Raw genomic sequence first — 19,043 nt, 5'->3', positions numbered from 1 at the left:
TGGGTGGGCGGACCGGCGAAGGAGGTGTTTATCGTCAGGCAGACGACTATGATCGCCGCATGCCCTACGACCCGTCAGCGTTTCCGCCCTTCGCCGTCACCGTGGACCTGGTCGTGCTGACCGTGCGCCGCCATGCCCTGTGTGCGCTGGCGGTGCGCAGGGGTGAACCGCCGTTCCAGGGGCGCTGGGCGCTGCCCGGCGGCTTCGTACGGGCCGACGAAGACCTGGCGCAGGCCGCGGCGCGCGAGCTGGCCGAGGAGACGGGGCTGCGTGTCCACGACCCGTCCGTCCCGGCCCAGGACAACGGCGCACACCTGGAGCAACTCGCCACCTACGGAGATCCCAAGCGGGACCCCAGGATGCGGGTCGTCAGCGTCGCCCACCTCGCCCTGGCCCCCGATCTGCCTCCGCCCAGGGCGGGCGGAGACGCCAGCAACGCGCGCTGGGCCCCGGTCGAGGAACTGCTGGGCGGCTACGGGCGTGAGACCGAGCCGGTCGCGCCGCTCGCCTTCGACCACGCGCAGATCTTGGCGGACGGAGTGGAGCGCGCCCGCTCCAAGATCGAGTACTCATCACTGGCCACCGCCTTCTGCCCACCCGAGTTCACCGTCGGGGAACTGCGCCGCGTCTACGAGGCGGTGTGGGGCGTGGCGCTCGACCCGCGCAACTTCCACCGCAAGGTCACGGGGACGCCCGGCTTCCTGGTTCCCACCGGAGGGACGACGACTCGCCAGGGGGGACGCCCGGCCCAGCTCTTCCGCGCCGGTGGAGCGACACTGCTCAACCCGCCGATGCTGCGTCCCGAGGTGTGAGTGGTCGGCCGGGCGCGGTCGGCGCCCCGGCAAGAACTCGTGCTGTCGGCAGTCCGGTCATTGCGTCCGGCTCTGCCGAGGCGATCTCGGCAAAGCCAGGGGTGCCCGGAAAATCGGACATAGCGCGCTATCTTGCTGTAAGTGATCCAGGCCATCGGACTGACCAGCAACCCGCGCAAAGAGTTTCCACCCGCAGCGAACGACGTCTCGTTCGAAGCGCGGGCGGGCCGCATCACCGCGCTGCTCGGCGCACCGGGCGCCGGCAAGACGACGGTTGTCAGACTGATGCTCGAACTCCAACAGGGTCGCGGCATCACTCACTTCCGTGGCCGTCCGCTGCACCGTATCGCCCACCCGTCGCGCGAGGTCGGGGTGTTGCTGGGCGACGTGCCCGGGCATCCCGCCCGCACGGTCCGAGGCCATCTGCGCATGCTCTGCGCAGCCGCCGGGGTTCCGGTTCGGCGTGCCGACGAAATGCTCGAGGCGGTCGGGATCGTGAGCCTGCGCGAGGAGCGCCTCGGCACGCTCTCCCGCGGCATGGACCGGCGCCTCGGCCTGGCCTGTGTCCTCCTGGCCGATCCGCACACCCTCGTCCTCGACGACCCGGCCGGCGGCCTGTCCACCGGTGAGAGCGCCTGGCTGCACGGCATGTTGCGCGCTCACGCCGCCCAGGGCGGAACGGTCCTGCTCACCACCGCCGACCCCAAGGAGGCCGCGCGCATCGCCGACCGCGTCGTCACCCTGGAACAGGGCAGGCTCGTGGCCGACCAGGAGGCAGCGGAATTCGCGCGTACGCGCCTGCGTCCCCGTGTCGCAGTGCGCAGTCCGCACGCGGCCCGTCTGGCAGTTCTCCTGGCCAGACAGGCCCGCACCTCGCAGCGCTCCCTCGAAGTCGTCCGAGAGAGCGGCAACCGCCTTTCGGTGTACGGCGGTACCTGTGCGGAGATCGGCGAGATCGCGTTTCGCCACGGCATCGTCGTCCACCAACTCGCCGACGAGATCGGCGATATGGGCCCCGGTGCGGATCTCGCTCCCGCAACCGGGCCGCGTGATCGAATCCTGGCCGAGCCGGTGTGCGTCACGGACCCGCACGGGACGGCCCTCACGGCCAGGTCCGAAGAGCCGCCATCGTCCTCCGGCCCGTCGGGGCACTTCGCGACGGACGCCCCCGCCCCCACCGCCGAGCCGCGATCCGCGCCCGATCCGGGGCCCTCGTCCGACGCAGGGGAGCCGGTCACCAGCGGGCCGACCTTGTCCTTCGGGCAACCGCAACTGCCCGAGGCTCAGGCGCGCACGCTCCTGGAGCTCTCCCCGGCCGGCCCATCGGACGGGGGCCTGCAGGCAGCGACCGCGCCGTCCCGGCCCCGGGCGCCGCACCCGGCCGGAACCCTGACCGCCCACACGCTCGACGTGCTGCCTCCTCTGCCGCCCTCCATCTCCGTCCGTCCTGCCCCCAGCCCGCTCCGCCCCCTCCGTTACGAGATCCGCCGTGCCACCGGGACCGGCACCGGGTTCCGGACCGGGGCCGTCGTGCTCGCCGTGTCCGTCGTGACCGCCGTAGTGCTCGCACGCATCGGGCACACCCCGCAGCCGCGTCTGCTGGCCGCTTGGCCGCGAGAGCTGCCCCTGCCGCCCGCGGCGCTCGGCGCGGGACTGCTCGGCGCGCTGGCCTCCGGTGACGAGTTCCGCCACCCCGCCCTGGCCGCGGACCGAGGCACCGTCCCCCGCCGGCTGGGGCTGCTGGCCGCCAAACTGCTCGTCTCCTCGACCGCCGCGCTGGTGCTGGCCGTCCTCACCCTCGGATGCGACGCCGAAGTGCTCCGTCTCGTCTACGGACGACAGCTCGCACAGGTTCCCGCCGACTGGTTTCCGCTGATGACGGGTTGGATCGGGCTGGTTGTCGGCTGCGCCTGGGCCGGTGTGCTCGCCGCAGGTGTCTTCCGGTCCACCACGGCCGGGCTCGCCGCCGTGGTCGCCGTCCCCCTCCTCGTCGTACCCGTCGTGCACAGGCTCGTGAACGGACAGTCTGTGCGAACCGCGGCCGGTCTCCCCGTCCGGCTGCGAGAGACGCTTCTGCCGAGGTGGCCCTTCGGAGGAGAGCGCCACCTGGAGGCCGCGCTCGAGATGATGTCCCAACCCGTGGGCGGCGCACTGACGTTGTCGTTGGCCGTGCTGCTCTGCGCGTATCTGCTCACCACCCTGCGTGGCAGATTCCGGTGACGACTGTCCGTAACCCTTAGTTCGGCCATGCGCACAACTCCCCGCAGAACGCCCATTTCTTTCCGATAAGGCGTCAATTGCGACGGGGTGAGCGATCACCCTTTCGTGTGCTTTTCACCAAAGACCTCAAGGGAGTTGGAGGCGGCGCCGACAAATGATGCGTGAGTACCGTTGCGCACACCATGATGACCGCCGCCCGCTCCGCTGACTCCGGCCTCGCGAGCCCGGGCGAACTCGACCGCTACCCGTACGCGGAGGCGCCCGCCGTCGACCGCGTCGGGATCCCTGCCTGGGACGGCGGAGACCCCGAGCTGGGCCGGGTGGGCCGCCGCGCCGCGGGCAGCCGCGGACGCGGGCTGCACGGCCAACTCGTTCAACAGCTGGGCCAGATGATCGTCTCCGGCGACCTGGGTGCCGACCGGCCGCTGGTGCCCGAGGAGATCGGTCAGCGATTCGAGGTCTCCCGTACCGTCGTCCGCGAGTCGCTGCGCGTCCTGGAGGCCAAGGGTCTGGTGAGCGCCCGTCCGAACGTCGGCACGCGCGTGCGCCCCGTCAGCGACTGGAACCTCCTCGATCCCGACATCATCGAGTGGCGGGCCTTCGGGCCCCAGCGCGACGACCAGCGCCGCGAGCTGAGCGAGCTGCGGTGGACGATCGAGCCGCTCGCAGCCCGCCTCGCCGCCGGGCACGGCCGGGAGGACGTCCAGCAGCGCCTCGCGGACATGGTCGAGATCATGGGGCACGCGATGGCTCAGGGCGATGCGCTCACGTTCTCCCGCGCCGACGCCGAGTTCCACTCGCTGCTCATCCAGGTCGCGGGCAACCGCATGCTGGAACACCTGTCCGGCATCGTGTCCGCGGCCCTCCAGGTCTCGGGTGGCCCGGTCACGGGCTGTGACCGGCCGAACGAGGCCTCCCTGGCGCACCACGGCCGCATCTGTGACGCCCTCGCCGCCGGTGACGGAGCGGCGGCCGAGGCGGCCATGCGTCAACTCCTCACGGTCCACCCCGAGGTGGAACGGGTGGTGCCCGCCCCGCGCGAGCACTGACCGCGTTCCGCGGGCGGCGCGGCCGGGTGTGCCACCCCCCTCCTGTGGCAGTGCCTGATCGGTGATCCGCCTCCCGTCGGACCCCGTGGGATCCTGGTGATCCTGCGGGGTCCGACGGCGCGAAGGGGCCGATCTCCGGTGACGTGGCTGGGGCGACACGGTCTGTGACCCGTTCTGTCCAGGTTCGACCGTTTCTGTTCGCTTACGGGGTGTGACTCGGGCCACGCAGATTCGGCGTAACGCTCGCGGGAAGAACGCGATGACCTAAGAGGTGACAGCCGCGGAGGGAATACGGACGCCGTTCACGGCGCTGTGCATCTTCCCGGCCCCCGCCCGCGCCGTCGGCCCATCCCCAAGCCGGCGGTCGGCTCCTGTCCTCACTGGACGGGGCCGGAAGCCGTTTTCCAACGTTCCGAGAGGTTGTTCGTGTCGGCCAGCACATCCCGTACGCTCCCGCCGGAGATCGCCGAGTCCGTCTCTGTCATGGCGCTCATTGAGCGGGGAAAGGCTGAGGGGCAGATCGCCGGCGATGACGTGCGTCGGGCCTTCGAAGCTGACCAGATTCCGGCCACTCAGTGGAAGAACGTACTGCGCAGCCTCAACCAGATCCTCGAGGAAGAGGGTGTGACGCTGATGGTCAGTGCCGCAGAGCCCAAGCGCACCCGAAAGAGCGTCGCAGCGAAGAGTCCCGCCAAGCGCACCGCCACCAAGACGGTCGCGGCCAAGGCGGTGACCACCCGGAAGGCCACCGCCACCGCCACGCCGGCGGCACCCGCCGCCGAACCCGCCGTCGAGGAGGAGGCACCCGCCAAGAAGGCGGCTGCCAAGAAGACGACCGCCAAGAAGGCGGCCGCGAAGAAGACCGTCGCCAAGAAGACTGCGGCCAAGAAGACCAGCGCCAAGAAGGACGACGCCGAGATCCTCGAGGAGGAAGTGCTCGAGGAGGCAGCCCCCGGCAAGGCCGGCGAGGAGCCCGAGGCCACTCCCGAGAACGCGGGCTTCGTGCTTTCCGACGAGGACGAGGACGACGCGCCCGCCCAGCAGGTGGCCGCCGCCGGTGCCACTGCCGACCCGGTCAAGGACTACCTCAAGCAGATCGGCAAGGTTCCCCTGCTCAACGCCGAGCAGGAGGTCGAGCTCGCCAAGCGCATCGAGGCGGGTCTTTTCGCCGAGGACAAGCTGGCGAACGCCGACAAGCTGGCCCCGAAGCTCAAGCGTGAGCTGGAGATCATCGCCGAGGACGGCCGCCGCGCCAAGAACCACCTCCTGGAGGCCAACCTCCGTCTGGTGGTCTCCCTGGCCAAGCGCTACACCGGCCGCGGCATGCTGTTCCTGGACCTCATCCAGGAGGGCAACCTCGGTCTGATCCGCGCGGTCGAGAAGTTCGACTACACCAAGGGCTACAAGTTCTCCACGTACGCCACCTGGTGGATCCGTCAGGCGATCACCCGTGCCATGGCCGACCAGGCCCGCACCATCCGTATCCCGGTGCACATGGTCGAGGTCATCAACAAGCTCGCGCGCGTGCAGCGCCAGATGCTTCAGGACCTGGGTCGCGAGCCCACGCCGGAGGAGCTGGCCAAGGAACTCGACATGACCCCCGAGAAGGTCATCGAGGTCCAGAAGTACGGCCGCGAGCCGATCTCGCTGCACACCCCGCTCGGCGAGGACGGCGACAGCGAGTTCGGTGACCTCATCGAGGACTCCGAGGCAGTCGTCCCGGCCGACGCGGTCAGCTTCACGCTCCTGCAGGAGCAGCTGCACTCCGTCCTGGACACCCTGTCGGAGCGCGAGGCGGGCGTCGTCTCGATGCGCTTCGGCCTCACCGACGGCCAGCCGAAGACCCTCGACGAGATCGGCAAGGTCTACGGCGTCACGCGTGAGCGCATCCGCCAGATCGAGTCCAAGACCATGTCGAAGCTGCGCCACCCGTCCCGTTCCCAGGTGCTGCGCGACTACCTCGACTGAGCGAGGTCGTACACGCGGAAGGTCCGGTTCCCCGACGGGGACCGGACCTTCGCCGTGCTGCCTTGCCGCGGGTGCAGGGTGCAGCGCGGTGAATCACTCTGGGTGTCTCATGGACACCACGGAGTGAGGAGCGCGAATGCGTCGTCTGGCACGAGCTCTGTTCCTGCCGCTGGCCCTGGCGGCCGCGGTACCCGCCCTGTCAATGGGCTCCAGTGCCCCTGTCGCCGCCGACAGCATCGTCATAGGCGGATTCCCCGTCGAGATATCCCAGAGCCCGTGGACGGTGGCGCTGTCCAGTCGTGACCGGTTCGGGGGTACGCGAGCGGGTCAATTCTGCGGCGGTGTGGCGGTCGGCCGCACGACCGTCCTCACGGCCGCCCACTGCCTGGACGAGAGCACGCTGGGCGTGCCGTCGGAGCGCGTACGGGACCTCAAAGTCATAGCCGGACGCACGAACCTGCTTACGGGCGACGGCCAGGAGGTTGCCGTGCGCCGGGCATGGGTGAACCCGGCCTATGGCGGGGACGGCAACGACGGGGACTTCGCCGTGCTCACTCTCGCCGAACCCCTGCAAGCAGGTTCGGCCATCACCATGGCTGCCGACGGTGACCCTGCGTACACGCCGGGCGGGACAGCGACGGTCTACGGATGGGGTGACACCACGGGCGCCGGCGAATACCCGGACAGTCTGCGGGCGGCACGGGTGCGCGTGCTCCCCGATGCGATGTGCGAGGAGGCGTACCCGGGCGGTGCCGAAGGCGCCTACGACGGCACGAGCATGGTGTGCGCCGGGGAGACGAAGGGAGGCCGGGACGCCTGCCAGGGCGACAGCGGAGGGCCGCTGGTGGCCAAGGGGCGGTTGATCGGACTGGTGTCCTGGGGGATCGGCTGTGGTGAGGCGGGCAACCCCGGGGTGTACATGCGTGTGTCCGACATCATGCGGACGCTCGGCTGGACGCAGGCGGCTTCCGCAGGCGTCTGAGGCGCCCGACCGAGCCTGCGCCGGGTCGGCGGACGAGGACGGGCGGCTGCCTCTGGTGACCAGAGGCAGCCGCCCGTCCACCGGCCTGTGCCGGGCTGGCTCGTCGTCGGACGCGAGGTGTCAGCGCTCTTCTTCGGCGGCGTTCGCGGGAACGGACGTGAGCCGCTCCGTCTCGTCCTGTATCTCAGCGGCGATCTTCTTGAGTTCCGGCTCGAACTTGCGACCGTGGTGGGCGCAGAAGAGCAGTTCTCCGCCGCTCAGCAGGACGACGCGCAGGTACGCCTGGGCGCCGCAGCGGTCGCAGCGATCAGCGGCCGTCAGCGGGCTCGCGGGGGTCAGAACAGTAGTCACGTCGCCTCTTCTCTAGCTCGACGAGCTGTCGTACCAGGGTCAACATCCAACCAGCCCCAAAACGTTCCCGCTCGTGGCTTTTCCTCGAAAGAATCTTGCGAGGCGGCTGTCTGCTGCCGGTTGGCGGCGAATGTGCCGTATTGCGTGTCTATGTGTCTTACGGGGCTTCGCGTTGTATCGGTGGTCGGTCCTCCCGGCTGGGTTGCCGGTTGTTCATGAGGACGTGCCCGGAGCCTAAATGGTTCATGCCTGGAAGGGAACGTGATGTGTACTTCACTCCATCGAGGGATCGAACACTCATGCGAGTGTGGACTAGTGTGAGTTTTCGACGAGGGTGGCGTTACAACGGCTCTACCAGGCCTCGGTACCCTCTCACCGGTGACTGACGCCGCGCCCTTACCCACAAGGGCCCCATCCGAAATTCAGCGAGGAGCGAACCGCGTGACCGCCGAGACGTCCGTGCCGTCCACAGCTCTGCTGGCAGGAGCAGACCGGGACGGATCCAACTACACCGCGCGGCACCTGCTCGTCCTCGAGGGGCTCGAGGCCGTACGCAAGCGCCCGGGCATGTACATCGGGTCGACCGACAGCCGTGGTCTGATGCACTGCGTCTGGGAGATCATCGACAACTCCGTCGACGAGGCCCTGGGCGGGTACTGCGACCACATCGAGGTGATCCTCCAGGACGACGGATCGGTCGAGGTCCGTGACAACGGCCGGGGTATCCCGATCGACGTCGAGCCCAAGACCGGCCTCTCCGGTGTCGAGGTCGTCATGACCAAGCTGCACGCCGGCGGCAAGTTCGGAGGCGGCTCCTACGCCGCCTCCGGCGGTCTGCACGGCGTCGGCGCCTCCGTCGTGAACGCGCTGTCCGCCCGGCTGGACGTCGAGGTGGACCGCGGTGGTCACACCCACGCGATCAGCTTCCGGCGCGGGGTGCCCGGTGCCTTCGCCGGGAACGGCCCGGAGGCCAAGTTCGAGCCCAAGAGCGGCCTGCGCAAGGCCAAGAAGATCCCGAAGACCCGCACCGGCACGCGCGTGCGGTACTGGGCCGACCGCCAGATTTTCCTCAAGGACGCCAAGCTCAACCTGGAGACCCTGCACCAGCGCGCCCGCCAGACGGCGTTCCTGGTGCCCGGCCTGACCATCGTCGTGCGTGACGAATACGGGCTCGGCGAGGGCGGCAGCAAGGGCGAGGAGTCCTTCCGCTTCGACGGCGGCATCAGCGAGTTCTGCGAGTACCTGGCCAACGACAAGCCGGTCTGCGACGTGCTCCGCTTCTCTGGGCAGGGCACCTTCAAGGAGACCGTCCCCGTCCTCGACGACCACGGCCAGATGACGCCCACCGAGGTCACCCGCGAACTGGGCGTCGACATCGCCCTGCGGTGGGGGACGGGCTACGACACGACCCTCCGGTCGTTCGTCAACATCATCGCCACGCCCAAGGGCGGTACCCACGTCGCCGGCTTCGAACAGGCCGTCGCCAAGACGATGAACGAAGTGCTGCGCACCAAGAAGCTCCTTCGCGTCGCCGAGGACGACATCGTCAAGGACGACGCCCTGGAGGGCCTCACCGCGGTCGTCACCGTGCGCCTCGCCGAGCCGCAGTTCGAGGGCCAGACCAAGGAGGTCCTCGGGACCTCGGCGGCTCGCCGCATCGTGAACAACGTGGTCACGAAGGAACTCAAGGCCTTCCTGACGTCCACGAAGCGGGATGCCGCGCAGCAGGCCCGTGTCGTGATGGAGAAGGCCGTGGCCGCGGCCCGTACGCGCATCGCCGCCCGGCAGCACAAGGACGCGCAGCGTCGCAAGACGGCCCTGGAGTCCTCTTCGCTGCCGGCCAAGCTGGCGGACTGCCGCAGCGACGACGTCGACCGCAGTGAGCTGTTCATCGTCGAGGGCGACTCCGCGCTCGGCACGGCGAAGCTCGCCCGGAACTCCGAGTTCCAGGCGCTGCTTCCGATCCGCGGCAAGATCCTCAACGTCCAGAAGTCGTCCGTGACGGACATGCTGAAGAACGTCGAGTGCGGCGCGATCATCCAGGTCATAGGAGCCGGCTCGGGCCGGACGTTCGACATCGACACGGCGCGCTACGGCAAGATCATCATGATGACCGACGCCGATGTCGACGGTTCGCACATCCGCACCCTGCTGCTGACGCTGTTCCACCGCTACATGCGGCCCATGGTCGAGGCCGGCCGGGTCTTCGCGGCGGTGCCGCCGCTGCACCGCATCGAGATCGTCCAGCCGAAGAAGGGTCAGGACAAGTACGTCTACACGTACTCGGACCGCGAACTGCGCGACACGCTGATGGACTTGCAGAGCAAGGGCATCCGCTACAAGGACTCCATCCAGCGCTACAAGGGCCTCGGCGAGATGGACGCCGACCAGCTGGCCGAGACGACGATGGACCCGCGCCACCGCACCCTGCGCCGGATCAACCTCTCCGACCTCGAGGCCGCCGAGCAGGTCTTCGATCTCCTCATGGGCAACGACGTGGCGCCGCGCAAGGAGTTCATCTCCAACTCGGCGGCCACGCTGGACCGCTCACGCATCGACGCGTAGCCGCCGAGTCGGGAAGCAGCCGGTACGGACCGGGTGAGTGCGACGACCAGGTAGGTGCCTGCGTCCGGTGCGAGTGAGGCACCTGGCCACCGTCACGAGTGCCTGGTCGGTCGTGGGGTGTGCCTGGTCGCCGTGCCGAGTGCTTGGTCGTGTCCGGAACCTCCGCTTCCCGTTCGGTCGTGAAAGCCGAAGGCGTGTCTCCACGCCCGACGAGTCGCTGTTCCCGGCGCTGGCCGCGGGGGCGCGCGGTTATCTCACCAAGGACGCGGGTGGGGACGAGAGCGTGCGGGCCGTGCACAGCGGGCTGTCGGGCGACGCGGGCCTCTCGCCGGGCCTCAGAGACGCCTGCTGGAGCGCCTCACCGAGCCGGAGACCGGGCCGGCCGCGCCTCCCGAGCCCCCGGACGGGCTCACCGCCCGGGAGGCGGAGGTGCTGCTCCTCATCGCCGGGGGGCTCAGCAAACCGGAGATCGCCCGGCGGTTGCACGTCTCCACGGCGACCGCGAAGACCCACATCGACAACCTCTTCACCAAGACCGGACTCAAGGACCGTGCCCAGGCGGTGCGTTACGCCTTCGGGAAGGGACTCGTGCGGCCACCAGCGGGTTAGTCACCTGATGGGGTGAAGAGGGAAGGGAAGAAGAGTCGGGGATCCTCCTGGTCTGTCCATCCTTGGACATGCAGCAAAGCAAGGGCCGTCCCCGCGGCGGCGGAGCGGGCCAGGAGAGTCGGGCCGAGCCCCTCCACGGTCATGATCCGGTCCCGCCCGAGGAGGCCGGGCAGCTCAGGTACGACGATCCCTGGTATGACGCCCTCGCCTCCGGCTGGGGCGAGTCGGCCGGGGGCGGGGCGCAGGTCCAGGCGCTGGTTCCGCCTGCGGGGGGAGAGGGCGTGACGGGGACCGCGGCGGCCGACGTGTATCTGGAAGTGCAGCGCAGTGCCTCCTTTCAGGAGGTGCGACGGCGCTACCGGAGGTTCGTGGTACCGGCGTTCGTGGCCTTCTTCGCCTGGTACGTCGGCTATGTCGTGGCCGCCACGACGGTGCCGGAGCTGATGGCACGGCCCGTCGCCGGAGCGGTGAACGTGGCGATGGTGGCGGGGCTGGGGCAGTTCCTGTCGACGTTCCTGCTCACCTGGGCGTACGCACGGCACGCGCGGCTGCGCAGGGACCGGGCCGCGCTCGAACTGCGATGGGACACACAGGAACTGACGCGTGGTGTGAACGGTGGTAGGTCGTGACGGAGGAACACCAGACGCTGGCGTTGCTGCTCTTCAGCGCGTTCGTCGCGGTCACACTGGGGATCACCACCTGGGTCAGCCGCAACAGGCGCGGCTCGGCGGAGGAGTTCTACGCCGGCGGGCGGCTCTTCTCACCCATGGAGAATGGTTTTGCCATCGCGGGCGACTACATGTCGGCCGCCTCCTTCCTGGGAGTCACCGGGCTCATCGCGCTGTTCGGTTACGACGGGCTGCTGTACGTCGTCGGGTTCCTGGTGGCATGGCTCGTCGTGCTGTTCCTGGTCGCCGAACTGGTCCGCAACTGCGGCCGGTTCACACTCGCCGACGTCGTGGCGTCACGGATGAGGGAGCGGCCGGTGAGGATCGCGGCGGGAACCTCCTCGGTCACGGTGTCCGTTCTGTATCTGGTGGCGCAGATGGTCGGCGCGGGGAGTCTGGTGGCGCTGCTGCTCGGCGGTACGAGCGACGCGGCACGGTCCTGGACCGTCATCGGGGTGGGCGCGCTCATGATCGTCTACGTGTCCATGGGAGGGATGCGGGCGACCACCTGGATCCAGATCGTCAAGGCCGTCCTGCTGCTCGGGGGCACCGTCGTGCTGACGGTGCTCGTGCTGGTGCGCTTCCACGGCGACGTGGACCGGCTGCTGATCACGGCGGCCGAGCGCAGCGGGCACGGAGCGGCGTTCCTGGCACCGGGATTGAAGTACGGCGGGGACTGGACCGCCCGCTTCGACCTGATCAGTCTGGGGCTGGCGTTGGTGCTGGGTACGGCGGGGCTTCCGCACATCCTGTCGCGTTTCTACACCGTGCCGACGGCGCGCGCTGCCCGCCGCTCGGTCGTCTGGGCCGTCGGGCTCATCGGCGGCTTCTACCTCATGACGATCGTGCTCGGGTTCGGCGCGGCCGCCGTCCTGGGACCGGAAGCGGTGCGCGGGTCGAACGCTGCCGGGAACACGGCGGTTCCGCTGCTGGCGCTCGATCTGGGGGGTGGGGCGGGGTCGACGGGCGGGACGGTTCTCTTCGCAGTCGTCGCCGCGGTCGCCTTCGCGACGATCCTCGCCGTGGTCGCCGGTATCACGCTCGCGTCCTCGGCTTCCGTGGCTCACGACCTGTACGCCTCCCTGCGGCGGCCGGGCGGTAAGCCGCGCAGTGAGGTGGCCGTGGCCCGTGTCGCGGCCGTCGGCGTCGGCGCGGTGGCGATCGCGCTCGGTCTGCTGGCGCGGGATCTCAATGTGGCGTTCCTCGTGGGCCTGGCCTTCGCCGTCGCCGCGTCGGCGAACCTGCCGGTGCTGCTCTACTCCCTCTTCTGGCCGGGCTTCACCACGCGGGGCGCCGTCTGGGCCGTCTACGGCGGTCTGATCCCGGCGGTGGTGCTCGTGATGCTGTCCCCGGTGGTCTCCGGCAGCCCCGACTCGCTCTTCCCGGGCATCGACCTGCAGTACTTCCCGTTGCAGAACCCGGGCCTGGTCTCGATTCCCCTCGGCTTTCTCGCGGGCTGGCTGGGCACGGCCACCTCGGCGGAGGTCCCGGACGAGGCCAAGCACGCGGAGACCGAGGTGCGGTCGCTGACGGGTGCGGGAGCGGCGTAGGGGTGCTGGCCTGTGGTGCCGTGGCCAGGACGGCGAGACCCGTCATCGATGCTTCCGGCATCAAGCGGCCAGACACCGGCCAGCCGCCTCACCAACCTCTCCGATCAGCACACCTAGCCGCGGGTCGCCCACACGTAACGGTGCTCCGGGCGGCCCGCGTCGCCGTACTTGAGGGTGAGCCGGGCCCGACCCGTGCGCTCGAGGAGCTTCAGATAGCGCTGGGCGGTCTGGCGGCTCACCCCGGTCCGCTCGGCGATCTCCTGGGCGGACAGGGGCCCGTTCGCGTGCATGAGGCACTGGCGGACCAGCTCAGCGGTGGTGGGGGAGTGTCCTTTGGGCAGGTCGGGTTCCGAAGGCGCTGACAGGGCCCCGAAAATACGGTCCACCTCGGCCTGTTCCGCCTCCCCGCCGCCGTCCAGGGTGCGGCGCAGATCCGCGTAGGCCTCCAGCTTGGCGCGCAGGCCGGCGAAGGCGAACGGCTTGACCAGGTACTGCAGCGCGCCGTGCCGCATCGCCGCCTGCACGGTGGAGACGTCCCGGGCCGCCGTCACCATGATCACGTCGGTCTGGTCGCCACGCCGTCGCATCTCCTGAACCACCGCGAGCCCTGTGGCGTCGGGCAGGTAGTGGTCCAGGAGCACCAGGTCGAGCCGGGGCGGTGTCTCCAGCCGGTGCAGTGCTTCCGCCGCGCTGTGGGCCACTCCGGCGACATGGAAGCCCGGCACCTTCTCGACGTAGGCGGCATTGACCTTCGCGACTCTCAGGTCGTCGTCCACGACCAGGACCTCGATCATCACGACTCCTTCTCGGCGGTGTGCGGAGCTGACGGCACGGTCGGCACGGCCGGTTCGGAACCCGGCTCGGCCAGTGCCTCGGGCAGGACGACGGTGAACTCCGCGCCGCCGCCGTGTGCCTCGCCGACGGTCGCGCTGCCCCCCTGCCGCTCGGCCAGCCTGCGTACCAGGGAGAGTCCGATACCCCGCTCACGGTGAGCGGGCGGCTTCTTCGTAGACCATCCCGAGGTGAAGATCAACTCCCGGTGTTCGGGCGGGACGCCCGGCCCGGTGTCCCGCACCCGGAGGATCGCCGTACGCCCCTCGGCGCGCAGCTCGACCTCCACGCGCGCGTGCGGCTTGCCGGCGACGGCGTCGAGGGCATTGTCCACCAGGTTTCCCACGACCGTGACGAGACCCTGCGGGTCGACCAGGCGGTCGGGTAGCCGGGTCCGGTCCGACATCCCCAGGGCGACGCCCCGTTCTGCCGCGACGGTCGCCTTGCCGACCAGCAGGGCGGCGAGCAGCGGGTCCTCGATCCGCTCGGTGACCTGCTCTGCCGTGGCCCGGTGGTCACCGACCACCTCGCCGACGAACTCGACGGCGTCGTCGTACATCTCCAGTTCGAGCAGCCCGAGAAGCGTGTGCATCCGGTTGGCGTGCTCGTGGTCCTGGGCGCGCAGGGCGTCGATCAGGCCGCGGGTGGAGTCCAGTTCGCGGCCCAGCTGCTCCAGTTCGGTGCGGTCGCGCAGGGTGGCCACGGCGCCGCCGTCGTCGGTGGGCATGCGGTTGGCGACCAGTACCCGCTGGCCGCGCACGGTGAGCAGATCCGTGCCGGTGACGCGTCCGGCCAGCACGTCGGCCGTACGGCCCGCGCCCAGCGCCGCGTCGGGGGAGCGGCCCACGACCGTCTCCCCGATGCCCAGCAGGCGCTGCGCCTCGTCGTTCACGAGGCGAATGCGGCCGGTGCGGTCCAGCGCCACGACGCCTTCCCGGATGCCGTGCAGCATCGCCTCGCGTTCCGCCAGGAGCGCCGCGATGTCGGAGAAGGCCAGGTCCCTGGTCTGCCGCTGGACTCGCCGTGAGATGACCCATGCGGCCAGCGCGCCCACGGCCAGGGCGCCCCCGGCGTACGCGAGCAGCCCCGGGATCGCGTGGATCAGACGGGCCCGGACGCTGTCGTAGGCGATGCCGACGGAGACCGCGCCGACGACATGGCCGTCGTTGTCGCGCAGCGGCACCTTGCCCCGGGCGGAGCGGCCCAGGGTGCCGCTGTCGATCTCCATGACCTCCTTGCCGGCCAGGGCCTGGCCGGGGTCGGTGGAGACGATGCCGCCGATCTGCTTCGGGTCCGTGTGCGACCAGCGCACGCCCCGCCAGTCCATCACCACGATGTACTCGGCCTTGGTGGCCTTCCGGATCTGCTCCGCCTCCCGCTGCACCGGGCCGTTGGGCGTGGGAGGAGTGTCCCGCACGTCCTCGGCGAGGTCCGGCAGTTGTGCGGTCGTCTGCGCGATCGCGAGCGCACGGCGCATCGCCTGGTCGTCCAGCTGGTTGCTGAGGGGAGCGAGGAACAAGCCGGTCGCGAGCACCGCGACTCCCGCGGCGATCACGACCTGCATCAGCAGCACCTGCGAGAACACCCGCCGGGGCAGGCCGAGGCGCAGGCGGCGCGCGGGGGGAGTGGGGCTCATACCCAAGACCGTACGTGCGGACGGCTACCCGCCCTAGACGGGTGTGGCGTGTATCTCCAGATCAATGTGAGGGTGAGCCGCTTGCCGGGTGCGGAGCGGTGCCGAGGCCCGAAGTGCCGGCATCCATGCGGTCGGGCCGGCGCGGCCCGGGGCGAGCCTGTTGCTCAACCGGCCAGGGCCGTCGCGACCCGCACCTCGCGCACCGCCACCACGTCCATCCGCGCGGGGGAACCGAGAACGGACGCCCCGCAGCTCTCCGGGCGGGGCGGCAGGCCCGCGGCCTGGGCCACGTCGACCTGCCAGCGGCGTCCGTCGGTGTGGGCGACGGTCACCTCCCAGCGCGGTGCCGCACCGACCGTCCGGACGACGCTCAGCACCTCCGCCGTGTCTTCCCCGGCCCTGCGGCGCACGGCGAGCTCGGCAGCCTGACCGGGCCGTTCCCAGGCGGAGCTGCCCCGGCACCCCTCCATGACGATCCGCCCCTCGCGCGCGCTGTGCAGGACCTGCTTGAGGGAGTGGGCCTCGGCCCGGCCGTACGCGTATCCGTACGGCAGCACGAGCACGGTGGGGGAGAAGCGGTGGCCACCCAGATGGGTGACCTCCCAGACGCCCTCGACGCCGGACGTCGCCAGTTCGGCCGCGAGAGGACGGCCGAGGAGCGCGCAGCAGCGGTCACGCTTGCCGTTGGTGCAGACGAGGGCCAGCGGGTCGCCGTCGTGGGGCCGGCCGCCGAGCAGGACGTCGAACGTGCGGTGGTCGCCCCGGCCGAGTGCCGCGAAGTCGAGGCCGAGCAGCTGCCCGGGGTCCGAGGTCGAGGCGCTGTGCAGCCAGATGTTCCCCGGGACGACGTGCGCCACGTACACCCGGCGCGTGGCGGGCATGCGGCGGTCCGCGTGGCGTCCGGGGCGGCGGATGAGCGCGATCCGAACGCCGGTGTCCCTCGCGGCCGTCTCCAGGGCACGTCCCAGCGCGGGGTCCAGGTGGCTCGAAGTGAGCGCCTTGGCACCCCACGGACCGGGCTGTTCCAGCAACAGCCAGGTCCTCGCGGTGGCCGCGGTTCCCGAAACGGGCTCGTCGAAGTCCCGGGAGACGCTAGAGCACGTACTCACAGAGGTGAGCCTAACCTGACTTCGGTCGGGGCGGCCTTCGGCCCCCTCCCGCTTTACTCCGGTAGGGGCTGAGGAGGCTTCGGGCCTGCGTAGACACCGCTCGGCCGCATCCGCAGCGGGCGTTCGCCGTACTCCTCCAGGGCGTGGGCGATCCAGCCCGCCGTCCGGGCCACGGCGAAGATCGTCTCGCCCGCGGTCGGATGCATGCCGCTGGACGCGGTGAGCACCGCGAGGGCCAGATCCACGTTGGCATGCAGAGGGGCGTGGCGGGCGGTGGTCTCCACGATGTCGCGGGCGGCGAGGAGAGCCGGCTCCGCACGCGGGATCCGTTCCAGGAGGGCGAACAGGGCACGTGCGCGTGGATCCTCACCGGGATACAGCCGGTGGCCGAGCCCCGGGACCCGGCGTCCGGCGCGCAGCTCGGCCGCGATCACGGGCGCCGCAGCTCCCTGTTCGAGCACGTCCTGCAGCAGCCGGTGGGCCAGCCCGCCGGCCGCGCCGTGCAGGGGGCCCTCGATCACGCCCAGACCGGCGGAGACCGCCGCATAGGCGTGGGCACGGGCCGACGCGGCGACACGTACGGCGAGGGTGGAGGCGGCCAGGTCGTGGTCGACGAGGAGGGCGAGGGCGGCGTCCAGGGCGCGCAGGGATGCCTCGTCGGGGTCCTCGCGCACTGACAGCCTGCTCCACAGGCGGTGGGCCAGGGGCCCCTCGTCGCGGCGGTGGTGCCCGGCAGGGGGCAGCGCGTCGACGAGCGTGGGGATGAGGGTGCGCGCGGTGCCGAGCACGGCCTCCTCGGACAGGTCGAACCGCAGCGGGTCAGCGGTCGCGGCGGCGATCGTCGCCACCCGCAAGCGGTCCGCGGGAGCGGCGTGTCCGGGCAGGGCTTCGACGGCCCGGCGTGCGACGGCGACGGAGGCGGCGGGCGCGGTGAAGGTGCGGCCCGGGATCATCCGGCCCGTCCACAGCCACTCGGCGACCTCCTCGTAGGAGTGGCGTGTGGCCAGGTCGACCGCGTCGACACCACGGAAAAAGTAGCGGTTGTTCCCGATGAGCGTGATCCGGGTGCGTACCGACAACTCGCCGCCGGAACCGGAACCGGAACCGCCCGCGCCCTCCCGCCTGTTGCGCCGGGCGAGCGCCTCGACCTCCTGGGCGTCGAAGGTGCTGCCGCGCCCGCCACTCACCCGTCGGCTGCTGAGCTGGCCGCGGCTCACGTACGCGTACACGGTCTCCGGCTTCACGCCGAGAAGCTCGGCGGCCTCCTTGGTGCTCAGCCGCCGTTCCACGCCGAGGGGGGCGGGGTCTTGATCGCGCATGGGAGTCACCGTATCCGTCTGCCGGACCATTGACTGCAATATCGATCCAATCAATATTGACATGCTTTCAATCAATCATAGACAGTCGAATCAAGTTCAGGGAGGCAGCCATGTCCGTCAACAGGTCAGCAGCAACTCTTCTCGAAGCCCCCCGGGGGCTCGCCGGAGTCGTGGTCACCGACACCCGCGTCGGTGACGTCCGCGGTCGGGAGGGCTTCTACCACTACCGGCAGTACTCGGCCGTCGACCTCGCACGCACCCGCGGATTCGAGGACGTCTGGCATCTGCTCGTGCACGGAGAACTTCCGGACGCCGGACGGAGCGCGGCCTTCGCGGCCCAGACCGCGGCGTTGCGGCGGCTGCCCGACGAGGTGCGAGCGGCACTGCCCGCCCTCGCGGCGGCCGGCGGCCGCTCCGGGCCGCTCGCCGGGATGCGTACGGCCCTGTCGCTGCTGGGAGCGGCCAAGGGGTTCCGCCCCGTGTACGACATCGACGCCGAACGGCGCCGACAGGACACCATCGCGGCGGCCGCGGCCGTGCCCACGCTGCTCACGGCGCTGCACCGGCTGGGCAACGGGCTGGAACCGGTGGAGCCGCGCGAGGACCTGTCCTACGCGGCGAACTACCTCTACATGCTGACCGGTTCCGCGCCGGCCGAGTCGCACGCACGAGCGATCGAGCAGTACCTGATCTCAACCATTGATCACGGATTCAACGCATCCACCTTCACGGCCCGGGTCATCGCGTCGACGGGCGCGGACGTGGCGGCGTGCCTGGCGGGGGCGGTGGCCGCGCTGTCGGGCCCGTTGCACGGAGGTGCGCCCAGCCGCGCGCTGGACACCCTGGACGCGATCGGCACCCCGGACCGGATCGAGCCCTGGGTGCGTCAGCGGGTCCTCGCCGGTGAGCGCATCATGGGCTTCGGGCACGCGATCTACCGCACCGAGGACCCACGGTCCCGGATGCTGCGCGAGGTCGCCCAGGGGTTCGGCGGGCCGCGGGTGGACTTCGCCGTCGAGGTCGAGCGTCACATCGAGGCGATCCTGGCGGAGCTGAAGCCCGGCCGGGAACTCCACACCAACGTCGAGTACTACGCGGGCGTGGTCATGGAACTCTGCGGCCTGCCCCGCGAGATGTTCACCCCGACCTTCGCCGCCGCGCGGGCGGTGGGCTGGAGCGCCAACATCCTTGAGCAGGCGGAGGACACGAAGATCATCAGGCCGGTGGCCCGGTACGTGGGGCCGCAGGCGCCGGCGCCCCTGCCCGCCTGAGAGTTCGGGTCGGCTGAGGGGGCGCGACCGAAGCGTCGTGAGGCGCGCTGCCGACCCGTTCGCCCCGGCGTGGATCTCCCAGCTCGTATCCTGGGGCGGCATC

At 70.5% G+C, this 19,043-nt stretch carries 14 protein-coding genes and 1 pseudogene; 10 read left to right on the top strand and 5 right to left on the bottom strand.

All coding sequences use genetic code 11. The features are described from left to right. Window positions 1-59 precede the first annotated feature (59 nt). From AB0F04_RS18295 to AB0F04_RS18275, 5 genes are all read left to right on the top strand, one after another. On the top strand, window positions 60-812 hold the full coding sequence (locus AB0F04_RS18295) for an NUDIX domain-containing protein (RefSeq protein ID WP_362042675.1): 753 nt from the start codon (window positions 60-62) through the stop codon (window positions 810-812). A 141-nt stretch (window positions 813-953) separates the two neighbouring features. After that, window positions 954-3,032, top strand: coding sequence for an ATP-binding cassette domain-containing protein (locus AB0F04_RS18290; protein WP_362042673.1), 2,079 nt, complete (start codon window positions 954-956; stop codon window positions 3,030-3,032). Window positions 3,033-3,193: 161 nt separating this feature from the next. After that, window positions 3,194-4,081, top strand: coding sequence for an FCD domain-containing protein (locus tag AB0F04_RS18285; protein ID WP_362042671.1), 888 nt, complete (start codon window positions 3,194-3,196; stop codon window positions 4,079-4,081). Window positions 4,082-4,507: 426 nt separating this feature from the next. Next, on the top strand, window positions 4,508-6,049 hold the full coding sequence (locus AB0F04_RS18280; protein WP_362042669.1) for an RNA polymerase sigma factor: 1,542 nt from the start codon (window positions 4,508-4,510) through the stop codon (window positions 6,047-6,049). A gap of 136 nt (window positions 6,050-6,185) precedes the next feature. After that, a complete protein-coding gene (locus AB0F04_RS18275; RefSeq protein WP_362042667.1) occupies window positions 6,186-7,031 on the top strand; it encodes a serine protease in 846 nt (281 codons plus the stop codon). 120 nt (window positions 7,032-7,151) lie between these two features. Here the strand turns inward: AB0F04_RS18275 and AB0F04_RS18270 are convergent, their stop codons facing one another. Beyond that, window positions 7,152-7,382 carry a hypothetical protein gene (locus AB0F04_RS18270; protein ID WP_053671005.1) on the bottom strand — a complete coding sequence of 77 codons (231 nt, stop codon included), beginning with the start codon at window positions 7,380-7,382 and terminating at the stop codon, window positions 7,152-7,154. Window positions 7,383-7,823: 441 nt separating this feature from the next. Here AB0F04_RS18270 and AB0F04_RS18265 point away from each other — a divergent pair, with 441 nt between their 5' ends. The 4 genes and pseudogenes from AB0F04_RS18265 to AB0F04_RS18250 all read left to right on the top strand — a co-directional run bounded on the left by AB0F04_RS18265 (window position 7,824) and on the right by AB0F04_RS18250 (window position 12,774). Beyond that, the gene (locus tag AB0F04_RS18265) at window positions 7,824-9,947 is read left to right on the top strand and encodes a DNA topoisomerase IV subunit B (protein ID WP_362042666.1); all 2,124 of its coding nucleotides are present in this window, start codon (window positions 7,824-7,826) and stop codon (window positions 9,945-9,947) included. A gap of 157 nt (window positions 9,948-10,104) precedes the next feature. Next, a pseudogene (locus tag AB0F04_RS18260) lies at window positions 10,105-10,556 on the top strand (response regulator transcription factor); the annotation flags it as partial. 68 nt (window positions 10,557-10,624) lie between these two features. Next, complete coding sequence (locus tag AB0F04_RS18255; RefSeq protein ID WP_362042664.1) at window positions 10,625-11,185, top strand: DUF485 domain-containing protein; 561 nt, start codon at window positions 10,625-10,627, stop codon at window positions 11,183-11,185. Beyond that, window positions 11,182-12,774 (top strand): cation acetate symporter, encoded by a 1,593-nt coding sequence (locus AB0F04_RS18250; RefSeq protein WP_362042662.1) that lies wholly within the window; start codon window positions 11,182-11,184, stop codon window positions 12,772-12,774. The genes AB0F04_RS18255 and AB0F04_RS18250 overlap by 4 nt, the downstream gene beginning before the upstream one ends. A 113-nt stretch (window positions 12,775-12,887) precedes the next feature. Here AB0F04_RS18250 and AB0F04_RS18245 read toward each other — a convergent pair whose 3' ends face one another. The 4 genes from AB0F04_RS18245 to AB0F04_RS18230 form a co-directional block, all read right to left on the bottom strand. Continuing rightward, window positions 12,888-13,568, bottom strand: a complete 681-nt coding sequence (locus tag AB0F04_RS18245; protein WP_362042660.1) for a response regulator — start codon at window positions 13,566-13,568, stop codon at window positions 12,888-12,890. After that, complete coding sequence (locus AB0F04_RS18240; protein ID WP_362042658.1) at window positions 13,568-15,241, bottom strand: sensor histidine kinase; 1,674 nt, start codon at window positions 15,239-15,241, stop codon at window positions 13,568-13,570. Before AB0F04_RS18240 ends, AB0F04_RS18245 begins: the two co-directional genes overlap by 1 nt. Window positions 15,242-15,405: 164 nt before the next feature. Beyond that, complete coding sequence (locus tag AB0F04_RS18235) at window positions 15,406-16,350, bottom strand: sucrase ferredoxin (RefSeq protein WP_362042656.1); 945 nt, start codon at window positions 16,348-16,350, stop codon at window positions 15,406-15,408. Window positions 16,351-16,403: 53 nt separating this feature from the next. After that, on the bottom strand, window positions 16,404-17,669 hold the full coding sequence (locus tag AB0F04_RS18230; RefSeq protein WP_362042654.1) for a citrate synthase: 1,266 nt from the start codon (window positions 17,667-17,669) through the stop codon (window positions 16,404-16,406). 110 nt (window positions 17,670-17,779) lie between these two features. Between AB0F04_RS18230 and AB0F04_RS18225 the strand changes: the two genes are divergently transcribed. Then, a complete protein-coding gene (locus tag AB0F04_RS18225; RefSeq protein WP_362042652.1) occupies window positions 17,780-18,940 on the top strand; it encodes a citrate synthase in 1,161 nt (386 codons plus the stop codon). Window positions 18,941-19,043 lie beyond the last annotated feature (103 nt).

The sequence above is a fragment of the Streptomyces sp. NPDC029041 genome (assembly GCF_040637515.1).
Taxonomy (GTDB): Bacteria; Actinomycetota; Actinomycetes; order Streptomycetales; family Streptomycetaceae; genus Streptomyces.
This window is presented reverse-complemented; position numbering and strand designations above follow the sequence as displayed.

What these genes read in the sequence shown, in the direction of transcription:
- AB0F04_RS18295 (WP_362042675.1), top strand. Translation starts at nt 60, where the DNA reads ATGCCCTACGACCCGTCAGCGTTTCCGCCCTTCGCCGTCACCGTGGAC.
- AB0F04_RS18230 (WP_362042654.1), bottom strand. Translation starts at nt 17,669, where the DNA reads ATGCGCGATCAAGACCCCGCCCCCCTCGGCGTGGAACGGCGGCTGAGC.
- AB0F04_RS18255 (WP_362042664.1), top strand. Translation starts at nt 10,625, where the DNA reads ATGCAGCAAAGCAAGGGCCGTCCCCGCGGCGGCGGAGCGGGCCAGGAG.
- AB0F04_RS18225 (WP_362042652.1), top strand. Translation starts at nt 17,780, where the DNA reads ATGTCCGTCAACAGGTCAGCAGCAACTCTTCTCGAAGCCCCCCGGGGG.
- AB0F04_RS18275 (WP_362042667.1), top strand. Translation starts at nt 6,186, where the DNA reads ATGCGTCGTCTGGCACGAGCTCTGTTCCTGCCGCTGGCCCTGGCGGCC.
- AB0F04_RS18245 (WP_362042660.1), bottom strand. Translation starts at nt 13,568, where the DNA reads ATGATCGAGGTCCTGGTCGTGGACGACGACCTGAGAGTCGCGAAGGTC.
- AB0F04_RS18240 (WP_362042658.1), bottom strand. Translation starts at nt 15,241, where the DNA reads ATGAGCCCCACTCCCCCCGCGCGCCGCCTGCGCCTCGGCCTGCCCCGG.